General features: G+C 32.3%; 12 protein-coding genes. 5 read left to right on the top strand and 7 right to left on the bottom strand.

What is annotated here, in order from left to right; translation table 11 throughout:
* The gene (locus tag EI427_RS15740) at positions 1 to 933 is read right to left on the bottom strand and encodes a DUF58 domain-containing protein (protein WP_126616472.1); all 933 of its coding nucleotides are present in this window, start codon (positions 931 to 933) and stop codon (positions 1 to 3) included.
* A 10-nt stretch (positions 934 to 943) separates the two neighbouring features.
* Positions 944 to 1915: an AAA family ATPase gene (locus EI427_RS15735; RefSeq protein ID WP_126616469.1), complete on the bottom strand. Its 972-nt coding sequence runs from the start codon at positions 1913 to 1915 to the stop codon at positions 944 to 946.
* 364 nt (positions 1916 to 2279) lie between these two features.
* Here EI427_RS15735 and EI427_RS15730 point away from each other — a divergent pair, with 364 nt between their 5' ends.
* Positions 2280 to 3734 (top strand): SDR family oxidoreductase, encoded by a 1455-nt coding sequence (locus EI427_RS15730; RefSeq protein ID WP_126616466.1) that lies wholly within the window; start codon positions 2280 to 2282, stop codon positions 3732 to 3734.
* 862 nt (positions 3735 to 4596) lie between these two features.
* Positions 4597 to 4923 (top strand): nucleotide pyrophosphohydrolase, encoded by a 327-nt coding sequence (locus EI427_RS15725; protein ID WP_126616463.1) that lies wholly within the window; start codon positions 4597 to 4599, stop codon positions 4921 to 4923.
* A gap of 78 nt (positions 4924 to 5001) precedes the next feature.
* Here the strand turns inward: EI427_RS15725 and EI427_RS15720 are convergent, their stop codons facing one another.
* Positions 5002 to 5739, bottom strand: a complete 738-nt coding sequence (locus EI427_RS15720) for a shikimate dehydrogenase family protein (protein WP_126616460.1) — start codon at positions 5737 to 5739, stop codon at positions 5002 to 5004.
* 186 nt (positions 5740 to 5925) lie between these two features.
* Here EI427_RS15720 and EI427_RS15715 point away from each other — a divergent pair, with 186 nt between their 5' ends.
* From EI427_RS15715 to EI427_RS15705, 3 genes are all read left to right on the top strand, one after another.
* Positions 5926 to 6342: a DUF3302 domain-containing protein gene (locus EI427_RS15715; protein WP_126616458.1), complete on the top strand. Its 417-nt coding sequence runs from the start codon at positions 5926 to 5928 to the stop codon at positions 6340 to 6342.
* Between the two features lie 35 nt (positions 6343 to 6377).
* Positions 6378 to 7499: an HlyD family secretion protein gene (locus tag EI427_RS15710; RefSeq protein WP_126616456.1), complete on the top strand. Its 1122-nt coding sequence runs from the start codon at positions 6378 to 6380 to the stop codon at positions 7497 to 7499.
* Between the two features lie 94 nt (positions 7500 to 7593).
* Positions 7594 to 8898 (top strand): TolC family protein, encoded by a 1305-nt coding sequence (locus EI427_RS15705; RefSeq protein ID WP_170178498.1) that lies wholly within the window; start codon positions 7594 to 7596, stop codon positions 8896 to 8898.
* Positions 8899 to 8969: 71 nt separating this feature from the next.
* On the opposite strand, the gene prfA is transcribed toward EI427_RS15705, so the two are convergent.
* From prfA to prmA, 4 genes are all read right to left on the bottom strand, one after another.
* A complete protein-coding gene (gene prfA / locus EI427_RS15700) occupies positions 8970 to 10043 on the bottom strand; it encodes a peptide chain release factor 1 (RefSeq protein ID WP_126616450.1) in 1074 nt (357 codons plus the stop codon).
* Between the two features lie 49 nt (positions 10044 to 10092).
* Positions 10093 to 10992, bottom strand: a complete 900-nt coding sequence (locus EI427_RS15695; protein WP_126616448.1) for a toxin-antitoxin system YwqK family antitoxin — start codon at positions 10990 to 10992, stop codon at positions 10093 to 10095.
* A gap of 18 nt (positions 10993 to 11010) precedes the next feature.
* Positions 11011 to 16365 (bottom strand): hypothetical protein, encoded by a 5355-nt coding sequence (locus tag EI427_RS15690; protein WP_126616445.1) that lies wholly within the window; start codon positions 16363 to 16365, stop codon positions 11011 to 11013.
* Positions 16366 to 16486: 121 nt separating this feature from the next.
* Positions 16487 to 17305 (bottom strand): 50S ribosomal protein L11 methyltransferase, encoded by an 819-nt coding sequence (gene prmA, locus EI427_RS15685; protein ID WP_126616442.1) that lies wholly within the window; start codon positions 17303 to 17305, stop codon positions 16487 to 16489.
* Between the last annotated feature and the right edge of the window lie 5 nt (positions 17306 to 17310).

The following is a 17310-nucleotide window of genomic DNA, read 5'->3' as shown; positions in this document are numbered from 1 at the left end:
TTATTGATCTTTTAATGCGTCTCTCATCTGAGTACTTGCTTTTTGAGAGGTGTTGAAAGTCAACATTGGAATACCATACTCAGCAAATTGATCATTTAGCATTTCTTTTTCTGAAGCAAATACTTTTTGAAACTTTGCATGTGTCTTTTTCATACCAGAGGCAATTGATACTTGTTTATCACTATTAGAAATTGATAAAGCTCTTAATGGTAATTCCTTTTCCCATTCATCTTCAATATGAAAAATGATTACATCGTTTTGTCTTTTTAAATTGAAGATGTGATGTATCGATTTATCTGTTATTCCTCTCAGGTCTGACATAATTATTACTAAATAATCATGAGTTACAGTACTTCTAACCTTAGATAAAACATTATCTAGAATTAGACTTTTTGATTTAGGAGGTTGGTTAGCATTCAATTGATTATTAAAAACTTCAATAGTTTTTAGCATCGATAAAATAGCTGTTGTACTTCTCTGCGGATGAATATTTTTATATTCTGTATCGTTAAATACAAATGCCCCAACCCGATCTCCAATATCTACAGTTCTCCAAGCACCTAAAGCAGCCAATTGAGCTGATATTGTTGATTTTAAATACTCTTGAGTACCAAAAAACATAGAGGAAGACTGATCTACAACCAATAAAACAGGACGTTCTCTTTCTTCAGAAAAAACCTTTGTATGCGTCTTTTGAGTTCGAGCTGTAACTTTCCAGTCAATATTTCTGATATCATCTCCAGGTACATATTGTCTTACCTCTTTAAAGTCTAAACCTCTACCTCTCATGGCAGACTTATGTCTACCCGCCAATAAAGACTGTACTTTATATTTGGGTAAGAAGCTAAATCCAGAGGCTTCAAATTGTAAACCGTGTAACTCTTTTAAGGTAACATAAGCCGACTCAGAATTTTCATTTTTAGTATTGCTCATGGTCTTGAAATTAAGCTACAGCTACTTTACTAATTAACTCATCAATAATTTGCTCTTTGGTAATACCTAAAGCATTTGCCTCAAAACTTGTTACAATTCTGTGTCTAAAAATGTCTTTTATTACTGCTTGAATATCTTCTGGTTTTACAAAATCTCTACCGTTTAACCAAGCTTGAACTCTAGCAACTTTATCAAGAGCAATGGTAGCACGAGGAGAGCAACCAACATCAATCCATTTTGCTAAATCTTCGCTATATTTCTCAGGTGTTCTTGTAGCGTAAACAAGTGCAACAATATATTTTTCGATAGCTTCGGAAACATGAACTTCTTGTACTTCAGCACGAGCATCAAAAACAATTTCTTTAGGAAGCTTTTGAACTTCTTTCTTTTCTTTTTTGCTTTCTGCTTTTTCCTCGTTTCTAACCAATCTTAAAACTTCTAGTTCTGCTGCTTCAGATGGATAATTTACAATAACATGCATTAAAAATCTATCCATCTGTGCTTCAGGTAAAGGATATGTACCTTCTTGCTCTATTGGGTTTTGCGTAGCCATTACAAAGAAAGGTTGAGGTAACTTATACGTAGTACCAGCAACAGTAACTTGGCGTTCTTGCATTGCTTCTAATAATGCAGATTGAACTTTAGCAGGAGCACGGTTAATTTCATCGGCCAAAATCAAATTATTGAAAATAGGTCCTTTCTGAAAAATGAAATTTTCTTCTCCTGTACTTTGATATATTTCTGTACCTGTAATATCTGAAGGAAGTAGATCGGGAGTAAATTGAACTCTACTCAACCCCAAATCCATATTTTGTGCTAAACTATTAATTGCTCTTGTTTTTGCTAATCCAGGAAGCCCTTCTAATAAAAGGTTACCATCTGAAATAAGACAAGCAATAATGCGATTAACAACTTGTTCTTGACCTATAATTGATTTAGAGATCTGATCTTGTAATTTTTTTATTGATTCTAATGCTGACACGGTAGTAATATTATTTTTATATATAAATGAGTTTTATAGAAATTGCACTTCTTAATTTGTTTGTTATCAAACAATATTAACGCGTTTATACTAATTTTGTTTGTTCAAAACTCTTAATAAATGTTTGAAAGATAAATTTATTTATAAAACTAGGTGGATTGATGAGAGTAGTACCTAATCTTAATAACTAAGAGATTTACCTATATATATAAATTTAGATTTAAAAGTAGTGTTATACAATAGAATGATATTCTATAATTAAGAGAAGCGTAACAATTTATGCTTATTATTTGTTGTTATTTTACTTTTAAGTTAATGTCTTCATTATTTGTACTTCAATCTTTTATACCCAAAAAGCAATCTTATGAAAATTTTACTTACAGGATCGACAGGATATATTGGTAGACGATTATTACCATTACTCGTTAAAAAGGGGCATCATATAGTTTGTGTATGTAGAGATCCAAGAAGATTTGATTATGAAGATTTTGATGAATCTTTTCTAAGTAATGTCACTGTTGTAAAAGGGGATTTATTAGACAGTAAATCGCTTAATAATTTGCCTCAAGATATAGACTTAGCATATTATCTAGTTCATTCCATGAGTAATTCGTTCTCTTCTTTTGAGACGCTGGAAGAAAAGGCAGCTACTAACTTTAGGGATTATATAAAAACTACTCTCTGCCAACAAACCATATATCTTGGGGGAATTGCTAATTCTAAGCAACTTTCTAGGCATTTAAAATCAAGATTATCTGTAGAAGATAGATTAAGAGAGTCAGGAGTTCCATTAACAGTATTAAGAGCAGCAATTATTATTGGTTCTGGAAGTGCATCTTTTGAGATTATCAGAGATTTAGTAGAGAAATTACCTGTAATGATTGCTCCAAAGTGGCTAAAAACAAGATGTCAGCCAATTTCTATTAGAAATGTGATGGATTATCTCACAGGAGTAATTCATAAAGAAGAAGCTTATAATAAAGTATTTGATATTGGAGGTAAAGATGTTTTAGATTATAAACAGATGCTACTTCGTTTTGCGAAGGCTAGAAATTTATATAGAAAGATTTTTGTAGTACCAGTATTTACACCAAACCTATCTTCTTATTGGCTTTATTTTGTAACATCAACTACTTATACTCTAGCTAGAAGTTTGGTAGAAAGTATGGGGAATGAGGTAATTTGTGAAAACAGTGATATTCAAGATATCGTACCAGTGAAGTTATATTCTTACGAAGAAGCCTTGGATATGGCTTTTCAGCGAATTGCTCAAAATGAAGTAGTTTCTAGTTGGAAGGAATCTATAATAGGACCAATCCGGGAAGACTTTTTAGATTTAATTCAAGTTCCTAAACATGGCTGCTTTGTTGATATCCGACGTTTTAAATTTGAGCGTCCAATTACTGAGGTTATTGATAATATTTGGGCAATTGGTGGTGATAGAGGTTGGTATTATGGAACATGGCTATGGAGAATTAGAGGTGTAATGGATAAGATGGTGGGGGGAGTTGGTTTAAGAAGAGGACGAAGAAGCCCAACAGAGTTGAAGACTGGAGAAGCTTTAGATTTTTGGAGAGTTATTCTCGCTGATAAAAAACATCAACGGTTATTATTATTTGCCGAAATGAAATTACCGGGAGAAGCTTGGTTAGAATTCCGAATCAAAAATAAGAATGGAGTACAGTGGCTAGAACAAAAAGCAACATTCAGACCTCTGGGTATTTGGGGGAGGTTGTATTGGTATATAGTTTTTCCTTTTCATTTGTTTGTTTTCCCTAATATGGCTAAGAATATATTGGCTTTTAAATCAACGAAATAGATGAAATTATACCCGATTCAAATAAATAAAATCTTTAACAATTATTTAATATAAAAGATTTTTAGAAGTGTATCCTTAGACACTTATGATGTTCTAAGAAAAGATGTAAATACACTTCCATACTTTTATATCAAAAAACAAAGTCGAAACAGAATAAAATATAATAAAGTGTATAAATGTACTCTTTTAATATTTTGTTCATTTTGACTTTAATTGTATAAATGCCCTATAATAATTCGAAACTTTATCCCACCTTTGTCGTGTAATAATAATGAAAACAAAATTTAAATATTAAAATTTAAGACAATGAAAAACAAAGAAAACACAATCGTAACAATGACAGCAACAGGCTTTCCAATTGTAATTAAAACAACTAAATAATTAAAATTTAAGAAATTATGAAAAACAGAGAAAACACAATCGTAACGATGACAGCAACAGGCTTTCCAATCGTAATTAAAACATCAAAATAATTAAAAATTTAAGACAATGAAAAACAGAGAAAACACAATCGTAACGATGACAGCAACAGGCTTTCCAATCGTAATTAAAACATCAAAATAAATTAAGAAATATGAAAAATAATAAAAAAATGATTGTCACAATGACAGCAACAGGTTTTCCAGTTATGATCGCAGTAGATCAGAAGAAAACAAAAGAAGTAATCTCAAAAGAGATAAAGGGTAATGTTAAGCGTTCTGCTTAGAACATTCCCGACTTTCTAAAAAGTAGAAAGTCATGTATATAAAATTAAGACAGTGATGCCCATGAGGGCTTTTTTTATGCCCAAATTTTTTTAGACGATATAAAATATTACCTATTTAAGTATAGCTTTGCTACTTCAATCAATATAACTTATCAAATGACACTAGACGAAGTACAAAAAGTAGTTGATAAATGGATCAATACTACAGGCGTTCGTTATTTTAACGAACTGACAAATACAGCAATTTTAATGGAAGAAGTAGGAGAAGTTGCTCGTATTATGTCAAGACAATATGGAGAGCAATCCTTTAAGAAAAGTGATGAAGAGGTAGATTTAGGAGATGAAATGGCAGATGTTCTCTTTGTACTTGTATGTTTAGCCAATCAAACGGGTATAAATTTAACAGAAGCACTACATAAAAACTTAGAAAAGAAGTCTATTCGTGATGCTGATAGGCATAAGAATAATGAAAAACTGAAATAAATCAGTCGTAAATACGTAATAATCCCCTTTACAAATTCTAATCTGTAAAGGGGATTATTCTATTATAAGAAGGTTGATTTACTTTTGATTCCAAATTTCCCATGAAGCTTCGGCTTGTCCAATAAGCATTTCATGCCCATTTTTAGCATTACCTCCATTTTCAACCCCTAATTTCATAAATTCAGTTATTTCTGGATTATATACTACATCAAAGAAATAATGATTTTCTGTTGTTTTATCATAAGGTAATTTAGGTGCAATACCTTCGTTTGGGTGCATTCCTAATGGAGTAGTATTTATAATTAAGGTATGAGAGGCATATAATTCCTCATCAATATCAGAATAGGCAATACTATTTTCTGTACTATTTCTAGAAACAGATTTAAAGGGAATATTTAAATCTGATAAAGCAACTTTAATTGCTTTCGAAGCTCCACCTGTACCTAAAACTAAAGCTTTAAAGTTTGTATTAGGGATAAACTTTTCTAGTGATACTTTAAATCCGAAATAGTCTGAATTATAGCCTGTTAAAGTGCCGTCTTCTTCAAATTTAATCACATTGACAGCTCCAATTTTGCCAGCTGTATTTGGATCTAAACGATCTAAAAAGGGTATAACTAATTCTTTATATGGGATAGTTACATTTATTCCACTTAATGATTTATTTGATAAGAGGTCAGCAAAAATATCAATTTGTTCTAATTCGAATAGTTCATATTGACATCCTTCAATACCTTCTTTTTGGTATTTCTCTGTAAAATATTTCTTTGAGAATGAATGCCCTAATGGGTATCCAATTAATCCGTATGTTTTCATATTAAGTATTTTATCTGCGTACAATTTACAAAACAAGTTTTGATTGGATTATAAAATGCAATGATTTACTTAATTAAAGAATAAAACTCGGTTATAATACTACTATCATTCATCTTGTATAATTTATTAATCCAAAAACTGTATCAGAAAATACATCTCACAAAATAATCTACATATCATATTGTTATGAAAATTAAGAAGCTAACACTTTATTTTCTATCTCTCTTTTTATTACTCTCAACGTTTTGTTTTGGTAATGAAGAATCGGGTGGAGGGCATGGGCACACCGATACCATTGCAGAGGTAATGTCTTGGGTGGTATTAATTATTTTGCCGCCAGTATTTCTAACTGTATTTTGGAAATTACATGTCATACCAGAAGAGATTGCTAAAGAAAGAAACCATCCACAAGCAGATGCCATTCACATGGTCTGTTTATTATCATTATTATTTGGAGGTTTGTTATGGCCAATTGCCTTAATATGGGCTTATACAAGACCAAGCCATATGTATGTAACAACAATAAAAGACCCAGATCATATTGTTGATCATGTAGAGAAAGCAAAGCCAAAAAATTCAGACGGAGAAGCCTCTTTAACTTAAAAATTAACTTACATCACATTCTAAAAAATTAACTCATGCTCGAATTAGGATTAATAGTCTACAGTCTAGCTGTTTGGCTTGTATTTATTAAATATGAACTAATTACTTGGTCTACTACAAATAAAATTATTGTATTCACTATTCCTGTTGTTGCTATTGTTATTATAGTTCTACTGATGAATATTTTTATGCCTACCTCTAATGATGTTAGGGTATTTAATAAAACAGTACAAATAAAAACTAATGTAAGAGGAAGAATTCAGGATATTAGAGTAGAACCCTTAGAAAAAGTATCTGTAGGAGATACATTATTTATTATAGAACAGAAGCCTTTTATAGCTCAATTAGAGGGGATAAAGGCATCAATAGAAAAAGCCGCAGCATCTATTAAAGGACAAAGTAAAGAATTAGATGCTTTACTTCAGCAAAGAAAAGTAGCTCAAACACAATTAGATTTAGCATTAAAGCGGAAGCAACAATTTAAAGATCTTGTTGATTATGGGGCAGGGAATAAATTTGATTTAGAAAATGCTGAAAGTACAGTAGAACAATTAAGAGCAGAATTAGCAAGGTTAAATGCTAAAGCAGCCTCTTTATTAATTGGCATTGAAGCAGAATATGATGGTAATCAAGTTTCTGTAGCTGAATTGATGGCAAAAGCCGAAAAAGCAAAATGGGAATTAGAGCAAACTATTGTAAGAGCACCTATTGATGGTACCATTATTAACTTACAAGTAAGACCAGGTACAATGGCTTTACCTGTAATGGCAGTAATGACAATTGTTGAAGATAGGCAAGATATTGTCGCTTCTTTTGATCAGAATGAATTACATAGAATTGAAAAAGGAGATGAAGTTGAAATAACATTTATAACAAAACCTGGACATATTGTACATGGTGTAGTTGACAATGTGATTTGGGCGTCAAGTAGAGGTCAACTTTTACCTTCAGGGATTATTCCTAAGATTGATCAAGAGATGCAAAAACCGGGGAAATATATTGTCAAATTTAAAATGAATAGTGAGACTCCTATACCAATGGGAGCAAATGGAATGGTGGCAGTCTATACATCTAGTACAGAACCTTTATATATAGTTAGAAAGGTAATGGTTAGAATTTCTGCTAAATTTAATTACCTGATTTTAAAGGCACATTAGAATGAAGACTATAAATAGGTTAACTCTTCCTTTTCTTTTTTTATTACTATTTAGCAGCTGTTTTAAAATAAAAAAGGCGCCAGAATTTAGTGATATGAAAAATGATAACCAATCTTTAGAGAACATGAGAATTCCTGAAGATTGGGTCTTACAACCTATAGATTCATCTGACATTAACCTTGATTGGGCTAAAGAGTGGGAAACAGAAGTTTTAGCATCTTTAATAGAGGAAGCATATAAATTTAACGCAGATATTTATATAGCAGCTTCTAGAATAGAACAAGCCAATAAAGGTTTAGTAATTACAAGTGCTCAAATGCTTCCAATTTTTGGGGCGGGAGCATCAGGAGGATATAATTTCCCAACATCAGGAGCAAGACCAAGTACTGCTTCTGTTAATATGTCTTGGGAGATAGATTTATGGGGAAAAGTAAGGTATGCAAAGCAAGGACAGAGAACAACAATTTATTCAACAGAATATGCTAAGAAGAAATTACAGCAAGTATTGGCAGCATCAATTGCTAAATCTTGGTACTTGGCAATCTGTATTCAAGAACAAAAAGAATTGTTAGATACTGCGATTGTTGCAACACAAGAAATGGCAAGTTTGAATGAAGCTAGGTTTCAAATTGGGATAGCAAAAGAGTCTGATGTTCTTCAGATGAATGCTCAAGAAGCTAAATTTAAAGAGCGTTTAGCCAAATTAAATCAATTGGATAAGGATATAAGAAGGAGTATTGAATTACTATTGGGTAGATATCCTGCAGGTGAATTAGACGTAGCTATGGAACTAATAGAAATGTCTTCTACTTTGCCTCAAAAACTACCTATGAGTATGTTAGAAAATCGACCCGATGTTTTAATTAGTCAGTATGCTATACAAAAAGCATTCTATAATAAAGAAGTGGCTAAAGCGGCAAGATGGCCGCAGATTAGTTTAACCTCTCAATTAATGGGAGTAAATAGTGCTGCCCAAGCAATGTTTCAACTTTCTAATCCTATTTTTACTATTGGAGGTAATTTGGTAACACCTCTTTTTAGTTGGGGAGCAATTAAGGCAAATATTGCAATTAAAGGAGAAGACCAAAAGCAAGCAGTAGCATATTATGCAAAAACATATTTAAATGCTTTAAGTGAAGTAGAAACAAGTCTAAATGCACTAAATGCTGTTGATAGTAGGTTTGAACAATCAACAATAGCTTTAGAAAACTTAAAGAGAACATATGAGTTATCAGAACTTCAATATAAAGTTGGTAATGAAAATATGTTTACTCTACTCCAAAAACAATTACAACTATTAAATGAGTCTACTAACCAGACAAATTTAAGATGTGAGAAAATAGTAGAAAGAGTTAATCTGTATTTAGCATTAGGTGGAGATTATACGCCTGCTAATTAGATTTTTACTGTGTATTAAAAAAGGCATTCAATGTTTAATTGAATGCCTTCGTATTTTTAAGGAAATTGAGTTTATGCTAAACCACTATTTTCCATTCTTTCTAAGTTATCAGCGATACGTAAACGATCGATAAATTCTTGAATTTCACCATCCATAACAGTTGGTAAATTATATACAGAATAATTAATACGGTGATCTGTTACACGACCTTGAGGGTAATTGTACGTACGGATCTTGTCTGATCTAGAACCAGAACCAACCATTGATTTACGCTCTGCACCAACTTCTTCTTGTTGTTTCTTTACCTCAATAGCATATAAACGAGATTTTAATTCTTTTAATGCTTTATCGTAGTTTTTCAGTTTAGATTTTTCATCTTGACACTGTACGATAATACCTGTAGGAAGGTGAGTTAAACGAATAGCTGAATATGTTGTGTTTACAGACTGACCACCAGGACCTGAAGAACAGAATTCATCACGACGGATATCAGACATGCTTAATTCAATTTCGATATCATCCATTTCTGGAAGAACAGCAACAGAAGCTACAGATGTATGAATACGTCCTTGAGATTCTGTAGCAGGTACACGTTGTACACGGTGTACACCAGCTTCATACTTTAACATACCATAAGCATCTTCACCTTGGATGTTAGCAACAATTTTAGAGAATCCACCAGCAGTACCATCAACAAAGTCAGTAATACCTAGTTTCCACCTCTTCTTTTCACAAAAACGTTGGTATAAACGTAGTAAATCACCAGCAAAAATAGCTGCTTCATCTCCACCTGCACCAGCTCTGATTTCAAAGATTGCGTTTTTAGAATCATTAGGATCTTTAGGAATTAAAAGCATTTTTAACTCCTCTTCAATTAGAGGAATACCTTCTTGCAGCTCATCAATTTCCATTTTTGCCATCTCACGTAACTCAGAATCTTTCTCTTCGTCTAAGATTTCTTTTGCTTCATCGATGCCTTCTAACATAGTTTTATATGCTAAATAACGATCCACAACTTTCTGAAGGTCCTTGTATTCTTTATTTAATTTGGCGTAAAGCTTCATATCTGATACAGTTTCAGGCTGTACCAATTCTTCGCTTACTTGATCAAAACGATCTTTTATTTTTTTGAGTTTATCTAACATCTCTCGATTTCTTTGCTTATTTTTTACAAATGTAAGGTTTTTTGGTTATTTATTTACTCTTCCGTAACACCTTACCCTTCTCATCCCACTCATATTTGATCTTTGGACCACTATAATCCTTACGATAGACATTATTTTTATTACGGTATTTTGTAATCCGATGTTTTCTTTGTCTACCTCTTTTATCAACGGCATCATAGTACTCTGTCCAATCTCCAATTTTATATCCATACTTGTAAGAACCTACCATTTTTTTACGACCATTTTCGTAAAATGATTGATAAATACCATTTAATTCTCCAAGCTGATAAGGAATTACTTCTTTTACTTTATTTTGTTTAGAATCGTAATAAGTAATTTCAGCATCTTTAGGAAATCCCATGTAATAGAATTTCTTATCCTTTATGTCTTTATCTTTTCCGTACCAAACCCAGCGTCCCGTTAGAGTGCCTTTGTAAAATTGGCCAGTAGTGATGGTATCTTTATCAACAATTTTGACATACGTACCGTGTAACGGAAGTCCATATTTAGGGTTAGAAGTAGTTTGTCTTTCTATCTTTTTATCCTCCGGGTTAAAATAATATTTTAGTGGAGAATAAGTATCAGGTTTTTCATATTCAGGTAAAGAGTAAAATAATTCGAATACAACTTTACCTTTAGATAAAGATCTAGTGTATTGTCTTTTTGTCTTTATTCCCCAGAATACTTTTTTCTTCTTCTTTTTCTTTTTTTTGATTAGTGCTTCCTCTTCAGGTGCACCCGGATTAAGTTCGATAGTAGGACCATCTTCTTCAAGAGAGTCCATTTCAACCACCATCGGTTTTTTTTCTTTTATTACTTCTTCATTGTCTTCGTCATCAATTACTTGAGAAAAGCTATTGATTGAGAAGCTTAAAAATAGAATTATAAAAAGGAAGTTTGGTCTAAGTAAAAAAAACAATTTATTCATTTCAGAAGAAATCTTTATTTAAAAATCATCGCCGTCATCCTCTTCTTCAACAGGAAGACTATCCATGCCTCCTTCTTCTTCCTCATCAGTAGATGAAGAATTTTCATCATCAACTCCACCAAAATCATTTCCAAAATCTTCTTCAGGTTCTGGCTCAATAGATTTTGATAAATCATTTTCATAACGAGTTGGAATTTCCATTCCGTCATGATAGTTGTTGTAGTAGGCTTCTAAAAAGGCAAATGTTGCTTCAGCAGTAATAGGTGTTACATCCTTTTGCTTTTTTAGTTCTTCCATTAAAGCAGAATTTGAACTCAAGATACTCAATTCTCCTTGTTGTTGACGAATATAATACCAAGTACCTGTTGGTCCTTCTAAAAAAACATTAATTACATCATCAGTAGGAGCTGCTTCTCCTCTTGTTTCATCTTTTGGAATTTCTATAAAACCATCAATCACCGTATTAATATCTTCTCCAAAGACTGATAATAATTTTATTTTATCTCCTTTAGAATGGAAGGCGTAAGTTTCATTATCCCAAACTAGTTCGTTATCAAGGATTACGAGGTAATTACTAAGTAACCGAATAATGTCTTGTCCATTTAGATAATTATTAAACTGTGCGTTTGTAAATAGAGGGACAATTTGATGGTTCAAATCTCCTAAACTATCTATTTCATAATCTTCAGAAATAACACGTTTAACACCTTCTTTATTTGATCTTAGATCAGAAAGTAATGTAGATGATATTCTAGAAGAAAGCTTAGGACCAATTGCAAAAGAGGCATTTAATTTAATTTCATCTATACCGTGTATAGCAACTCCAGAAACGGAAGATTTAATTCTTTCAATTTTATTTTTTTCAATAACAGGCAAGAAATTGAATCTACCGTGAAATTCTAATTCGTTACTTTTTGGAGTATAACTTAACCAGTTTCCATAAATAGAAGCAAAGAATTCGTCTTCACCCATTTCTAATGCTTTATAATACGTAGATGGCTTCACATGATAGATACCGTCTTTACTTGTTCCATCATTTGATTCAAAAACAAGTCGACCTTCAATATCAAATAATTTTCTATGGTCTGTTCTGTATCCATCTGCTCTTTCTATAAAAGCATTATATAAGTACCCATTATTCTGATCATAATAGATACCCGTCTGTAAAGGAAGTTTTTCTAAACTAGATGTTAAAGTATTTGTGACATTAACATGAGCTGTAGAATCTTTCTCATCATCATCATTTGTTGAATGATAGGAGAACCATTGAGTGTCTTCTCCAACGATATGTAGCCTAGCGTTACCGTCTTTAAAACGTGCAACCTTTTTATTTTCAACTAATCCAATTTTACCAAAATATTCAAGACCGCCTACAAACAGTAGCGGATCTTCTTTTTCTATTGTTCCGTAAGCTCTGTTCTGAACCGTATTTTCTAGCTCATCATTAATAAATTCTTTTGCAACAATTCTATCAATGTTAATTTCCTTTTCTTCATTAAGCTCATTTTTATACAGATACGTACCTGTAGCATTCACTTCTTTACTAGAAACGAGCTCGATGTTTGCATTGTAAATAGTATGAAACTTTGTATAACGACTTAGAATGATTTGAGCATTTTCTAGATGTTCAATCTGAGCATCTTTATTAATTCTTATAGTTTGATTTAATGTATCAGGACGAATATCTAGATTACTTACTCTAATCTGATTTACATTAAAGATCTGTAACTTATTTGTCATCAGATCATAACTGGCAGAATCTCCTTCTATAGTTAAAGAGTCTTGTTCTGGTGCATTAGAAATAAATTTACCTTTAGTTCCATTTTCACTAGACATCGTGATGTTTTTAGCATTAATATCCCATAATGCACTATTGATAGATGTTTGGAAGTTTACAAATGGAAAAGTTAGACTAGAGTTTTCATATAATCCTTGCTCTGTTTTTAAGAGTACTTTATTTTCTATTACATTTCTAGCAACGCGAACGTCTTGACCCAACATTGAAGGACTACCTTCTATTGAAGAGTTTATTTCGAAAACAGAATTTCTACTTATGTAGCCTTCTTTTTGAAACCTGAAGTTGTCAGATTTGTTAGAGGATTCTTCTGTTTCTAAGAGTCCTCGACCAAATACCTTATTAGGCATTAAGGCAAGATTTCCAGAAAATCTAATGTTAGAGTTATAGATAGTAAAAGGTTCTTCATGAGTACCTGTAAAGTTCATACTATCACGATTGACATACCACATCAAGTCGTAAGTTGTCATATCTACTCTTGGGTGAATGTCAGATTCTATAACACCTTGTGTACCGTGTGTTTTTAGAGAATCTGAATAGAAAATAAAATCTTTTGATTGGAATTTACTGTTTAAGTATTCTAAAGTTCCTTCACCCCTTATACCTTTATGATTTAAGGTTACGTTACCATCAAAATGTCCCTTTCCTCTAACAGAATCTTTATTATTTAGGTAACGAGGATTAAGGTATACAGGCCAACCAAGTTCAGAACCCCAAACTTCATCATGATTAGTTTTTCTTTCTAATGCGAAGATACCAGTACTAGGGTCCATTTTTACTTCATCTTGAAATGTAGGGAATATACCGCCCGTATTTAAAAGACCAGTAAAAGATACATCGACGTGTATTTCTGATGCATCTACTGTAAAAGTATCTAACTCAAAAACTATTCGTTTATCATAAACGCCATTTAGTACAGATGGACGGTCATAATAGATACGTCCCCCTTTACTACTGTCAGATTTAGCATTAAAAGATGGGTAGCCGTCTATATCAAGTAGTCCACTTTTATTAAAAGGCTTATTGATATATAAAGTACCTCCTGTATCAACTAATGGGTTTGGAGATTCCTTTGCCTTATTTGTAGTAGTGTCTCTTACAATAAAATTGATGGAATCTACTTTTGTAAGGTGAATTAAAAAGCTATCATAATTAAAAGTGAATTCTTCTCCTCTAAATATATATGCACCTGCTGTAAATTTCCCTCCAAATGTAAATTCTCTATTGTCTTTTACTTTTATACCTGCACTATCTGGTTGTGCATATACATTTAAAGAATCTGAAATAGAGAAATAAACTACTTTTTTAAGTAATAAAGTTGAGCTATCGTTTAATGATAACGATGCATTTGCTGTATTATCATCAGGAACAACTGCAGGGATATTTATATTATCAAAGTCTCTTTCTATTAAAGCATTCTCTTGATTAACTGATAAATTCTCGAAATTTAATCTAGAGGTCATTGCTAGTCTTTTTCTCTCATTTGAGGCAAAGAAGTAGCGGTCATAATATTGGTAGGCTTTAGGTGTTAGTTTAACTATTTGAGAATAAGGATTATATTCTACCAAGCCTTCTAAAGCCATGCTTTCTAGACTTTCAATAAATTGGTCTTTATTTATCTTTAAATCATCTGCTAAAATAGAGGCATCAAAACACTTTTTTCTTGTAGACCTAGAGTAGTTTACAATAACCATTAAAGGTTGGAATTTCTTGAATCCTTGTATTCTAGATACGAAGCCTGTTTTAAAGAAATCTTGTGATTCTACAATAAGTGGAATAACTTTTTCACCACCTATAATTCTAAAATCCAGCGAATCTTTTTGTAGATCCCATGTAACAGCATCTGCAAAAACATTTAAGTGTTGTGCTGATAATGTAAAAGGATTAAAGCGATAAATATCTGTTGTTTTTCTGAAGTAAACATTTTGAGTACTATCAGTTGTAGTTAAACTTGTATTTACTGATGGGTGAGCAATTGTATCGTTTTCATCATAGAAAATAGTAAGCTTACTTGATTTTGTCTGAATGTTTTCACCATTATTATTCACCTTTATCCCTTTGTTAGTAGATAAAGTAAATAATTTAGAAGAATCGTTTGATACAGAGATAGTACTCGATGCATTTGAAACTGAACGAGAAGCCACTGTACGGCCCTTAATGGCAAAACCTCCAATTAATTCTAGATTTTCTGGTATGTTTTTCCATTTATAATCACTGTTATAGCTAATAAATTGAGGATAAATTGCTTTATCTGGAAACTTATTAAAGTGTCCACTCTTATAGGTGAATGCACCAATAGCGATAGTATCTAAATGTTCAGCAAAATACATTTCAGCATGATCTGCTTCAATTAATGCTACACGTGTGTCAAAACTAAAATGAGGCAATTCACACCAAACGGAATCTTTAGTAAAACCAACATTTTCCCAAAAGAATCGACCTCCTTGGCAAATAATTGTATCTGATTTAAAAAGAAAAGTACCAACGGTATGTTGTAATAATGCGGTATCGAACTTTGTTGAAATAATTAAGTCAGCTTCAGAAATTTGTAGCATTGGACCTTCAACAGGTGGCAAAGGAGTAATTCCTGGATCATAATTTCTAACTTCTGTATTAGAAACGTCACAATCTTCTGAGAAAGCGGCGTTATCAGAAGAGTTTGATGAAGAAGAAGTTTGACCATAATCCTGTACACTAGAGTCATCACCATCCCACGAGTCTCCCCAATCAGTACTTCCATCGTCACTACCCCAGTCAGAACTACTGTCATCACTACCCCAATCGTAATCTTCACTGCTATCATCTCCCCAATCAGAGGAGCTGTCGTCAGAAGAACCCCACCCGTCATCATCATCAGAACTGCTATTATCACTGTCCCAATCAGAGGAGGTTTCTTCCCCTTCTGTGGTTGTGGAGATGTTTTCTTGAGCTACATCTTCTGGATCTTCAGAAGAAAACCAATCTTCTTTTTCTGTTTTTTGAGTATTTACTTCAACTACCATCTGATCACTTACGTAACCATCTGTAGCTAATGAGTGTGCAAAATTAAATGTACCTCCTTTAACTTCAATAGTAGTGTATTTGGATTTTTCTATTAGACCTTCTTCTAAAAAAAGTCGAGATTTATAGAAAAAATTCTGTGTTATTTTGGGTGAATAAGAAGTTAAACAGGTATCTGCAATTTCTAAAAAACGTGTAAATTGATTGTTTAAATTATCTCCAGAATCAAGAAAAGCCATTATACAGCCGTAATATAATGCGGCATGCTTTCTATAATTTATTCTGTTTTTATGTAGTCTTTTTGTACTGGTGTAAATCCATTTCTTTTGAGCATTGTCAATAACATTATTTTCCCAATGTGATTCGAAATCAAGTATGATTGTATCAGAATTATAACGTACACCTTTTTCTAAATACAGACTTAAGTCGACGAGAAAACTATCGTACTCGGCGAAAGGCATATATCGTTCTTTTTTCAATGAGTCTATTTGGGTAGTTGTTTGCCCAAAAGAGGCTAAACTACTAAGACAGAAAAAGAAGAAAAGTAATATTAATTTATATATTGATTTTGAATCCATAGTGAATCAAAAGAGGCTAATCTAACAAAAATAAAGGCTGTAATAGACTTTAACATCAATTACAGCCCATAAAAGATAAGCATTGAATTGCAAAAAATACTCCAAAAAAGTAATTATTGATTTAATTCTCGAATACAGCGCTTACCCAATTATCTTTTTCTAGATGAGAGATGTATTTTAAACCTACAGAATTAGCTTTTTCAGTAATTAATTCAAGGTCTTCAGTATAAAAGCCACTTAGCAGAAGATTACCACCAGAAGTGATTAAACTTTGGTATGTAGGGATTTCTGAAAGCAATACATTTCTATTAATATTAGCGAGAACAATATCGTATTTATCAAGTTTTTCCATGTCTGCAACAGTGCCACATGTAACTCTGATTTCTGCATTATTAAGAGCAGCATTTTCTAATGCATTTTCACAAGACCAATCTTCGATATCACATGCATCAACTTGGTTTGCACCTAAAATTTTAGCCATTACCGCTAAGATTCCTGTACCGCAACCTAAATCTGCTACATCTTTATTTTTATGATCTATCATTAACTGATTTCTCAACATAAGTGTAGTAGTTTGATGATGTCCTGTACCAAATGACATTTTTGGTGTTATGACAATCTCATACTTATATTTTGGATCAGCAGGGTGAAATGAAGCTCTAATCTGAAGTTCTTCAGAAATTTCTACTGGGTTATAATGGCTTTCCCATAGTTTATTCCAGTTTTGTTTTTCCTGTTCTTCTATTGTGTAAGTGATTTGATCATTGAAAAATTCAAATGCTTCCGTAAGAGCATTCTTGTCGAATAAAGAGCTTTCAATTGAAGCTTCAAACCCATTTTCGTTTTCAAGAATAGCATCAAAACCTACATTTCCGATAATAGCTTGGAGTATTTCGCTTAATTCTTCAGAGCATTTAACGTTGACAACGGTATATTTCATATTAG

The organism is Flammeovirga pectinis (genome assembly GCF_003970675.1).
Taxonomy (GTDB): Bacteria; Bacteroidota; Bacteroidia; order Cytophagales; family Flammeovirgaceae; genus Flammeovirga; species Flammeovirga pectinis.
Note: the sequence above shows the minus strand (reverse complement) of the source record. Positions and strands in the feature narration are given on the sequence as shown.

Bases quoted from the DNA above. Each gene is read 5' to 3' on its own strand.
- EI427_RS15740 (WP_126616472.1), bottom strand. From the start codon at position 933: ATGAGCAATACTAAAAATGAAAATTCTGAGTCGGCTTATGTTACCTTA.
- EI427_RS15730 (WP_126616466.1), top strand. From the start codon at position 2,280: ATGAAAATTTTACTTACAGGATCGACAGGATATATTGGTAGACGATTA.
- EI427_RS15725 (WP_126616463.1), top strand. From the start codon at position 4,597: ATGACACTAGACGAAGTACAAAAAGTAGTTGATAAATGGATCAATACT.
- EI427_RS15720 (WP_126616460.1), bottom strand. From the start codon at position 5,739: ATGAAAACATACGGATTAATTGGATACCCATTAGGGCATTCATTCTCA.
- EI427_RS15715 (WP_126616458.1), top strand. From the start codon at position 5,926: ATGAAAATTAAGAAGCTAACACTTTATTTTCTATCTCTCTTTTTATTA.
- EI427_RS15710 (WP_126616456.1), top strand. From the start codon at position 6,378: ATGCTCGAATTAGGATTAATAGTCTACAGTCTAGCTGTTTGGCTTGTA.
- EI427_RS15705 (WP_170178498.1), top strand. From the start codon at position 7,594: ATGAAAAATGATAACCAATCTTTAGAGAACATGAGAATTCCTGAAGAT.
- prfA (WP_126616450.1), bottom strand. From the start codon at position 10,043: ATGTTAGATAAACTCAAAAAAATAAAAGATCGTTTTGATCAAGTAAGC.
- EI427_RS15695 (WP_126616448.1), bottom strand. From the start codon at position 10,992: ATGAATAAATTGTTTTTTTTACTTAGACCAAACTTCCTTTTTATAATT.
- EI427_RS15690 (WP_126616445.1), bottom strand. From the start codon at position 16,365: ATGGATTCAAAATCAATATATAAATTAATATTACTTTTCTTCTTTTTC.
- prmA (WP_126616442.1), bottom strand. From the start codon at position 17,305: ATGAAATATACCGTTGTCAACGTTAAATGCTCTGAAGAATTAAGCGAA.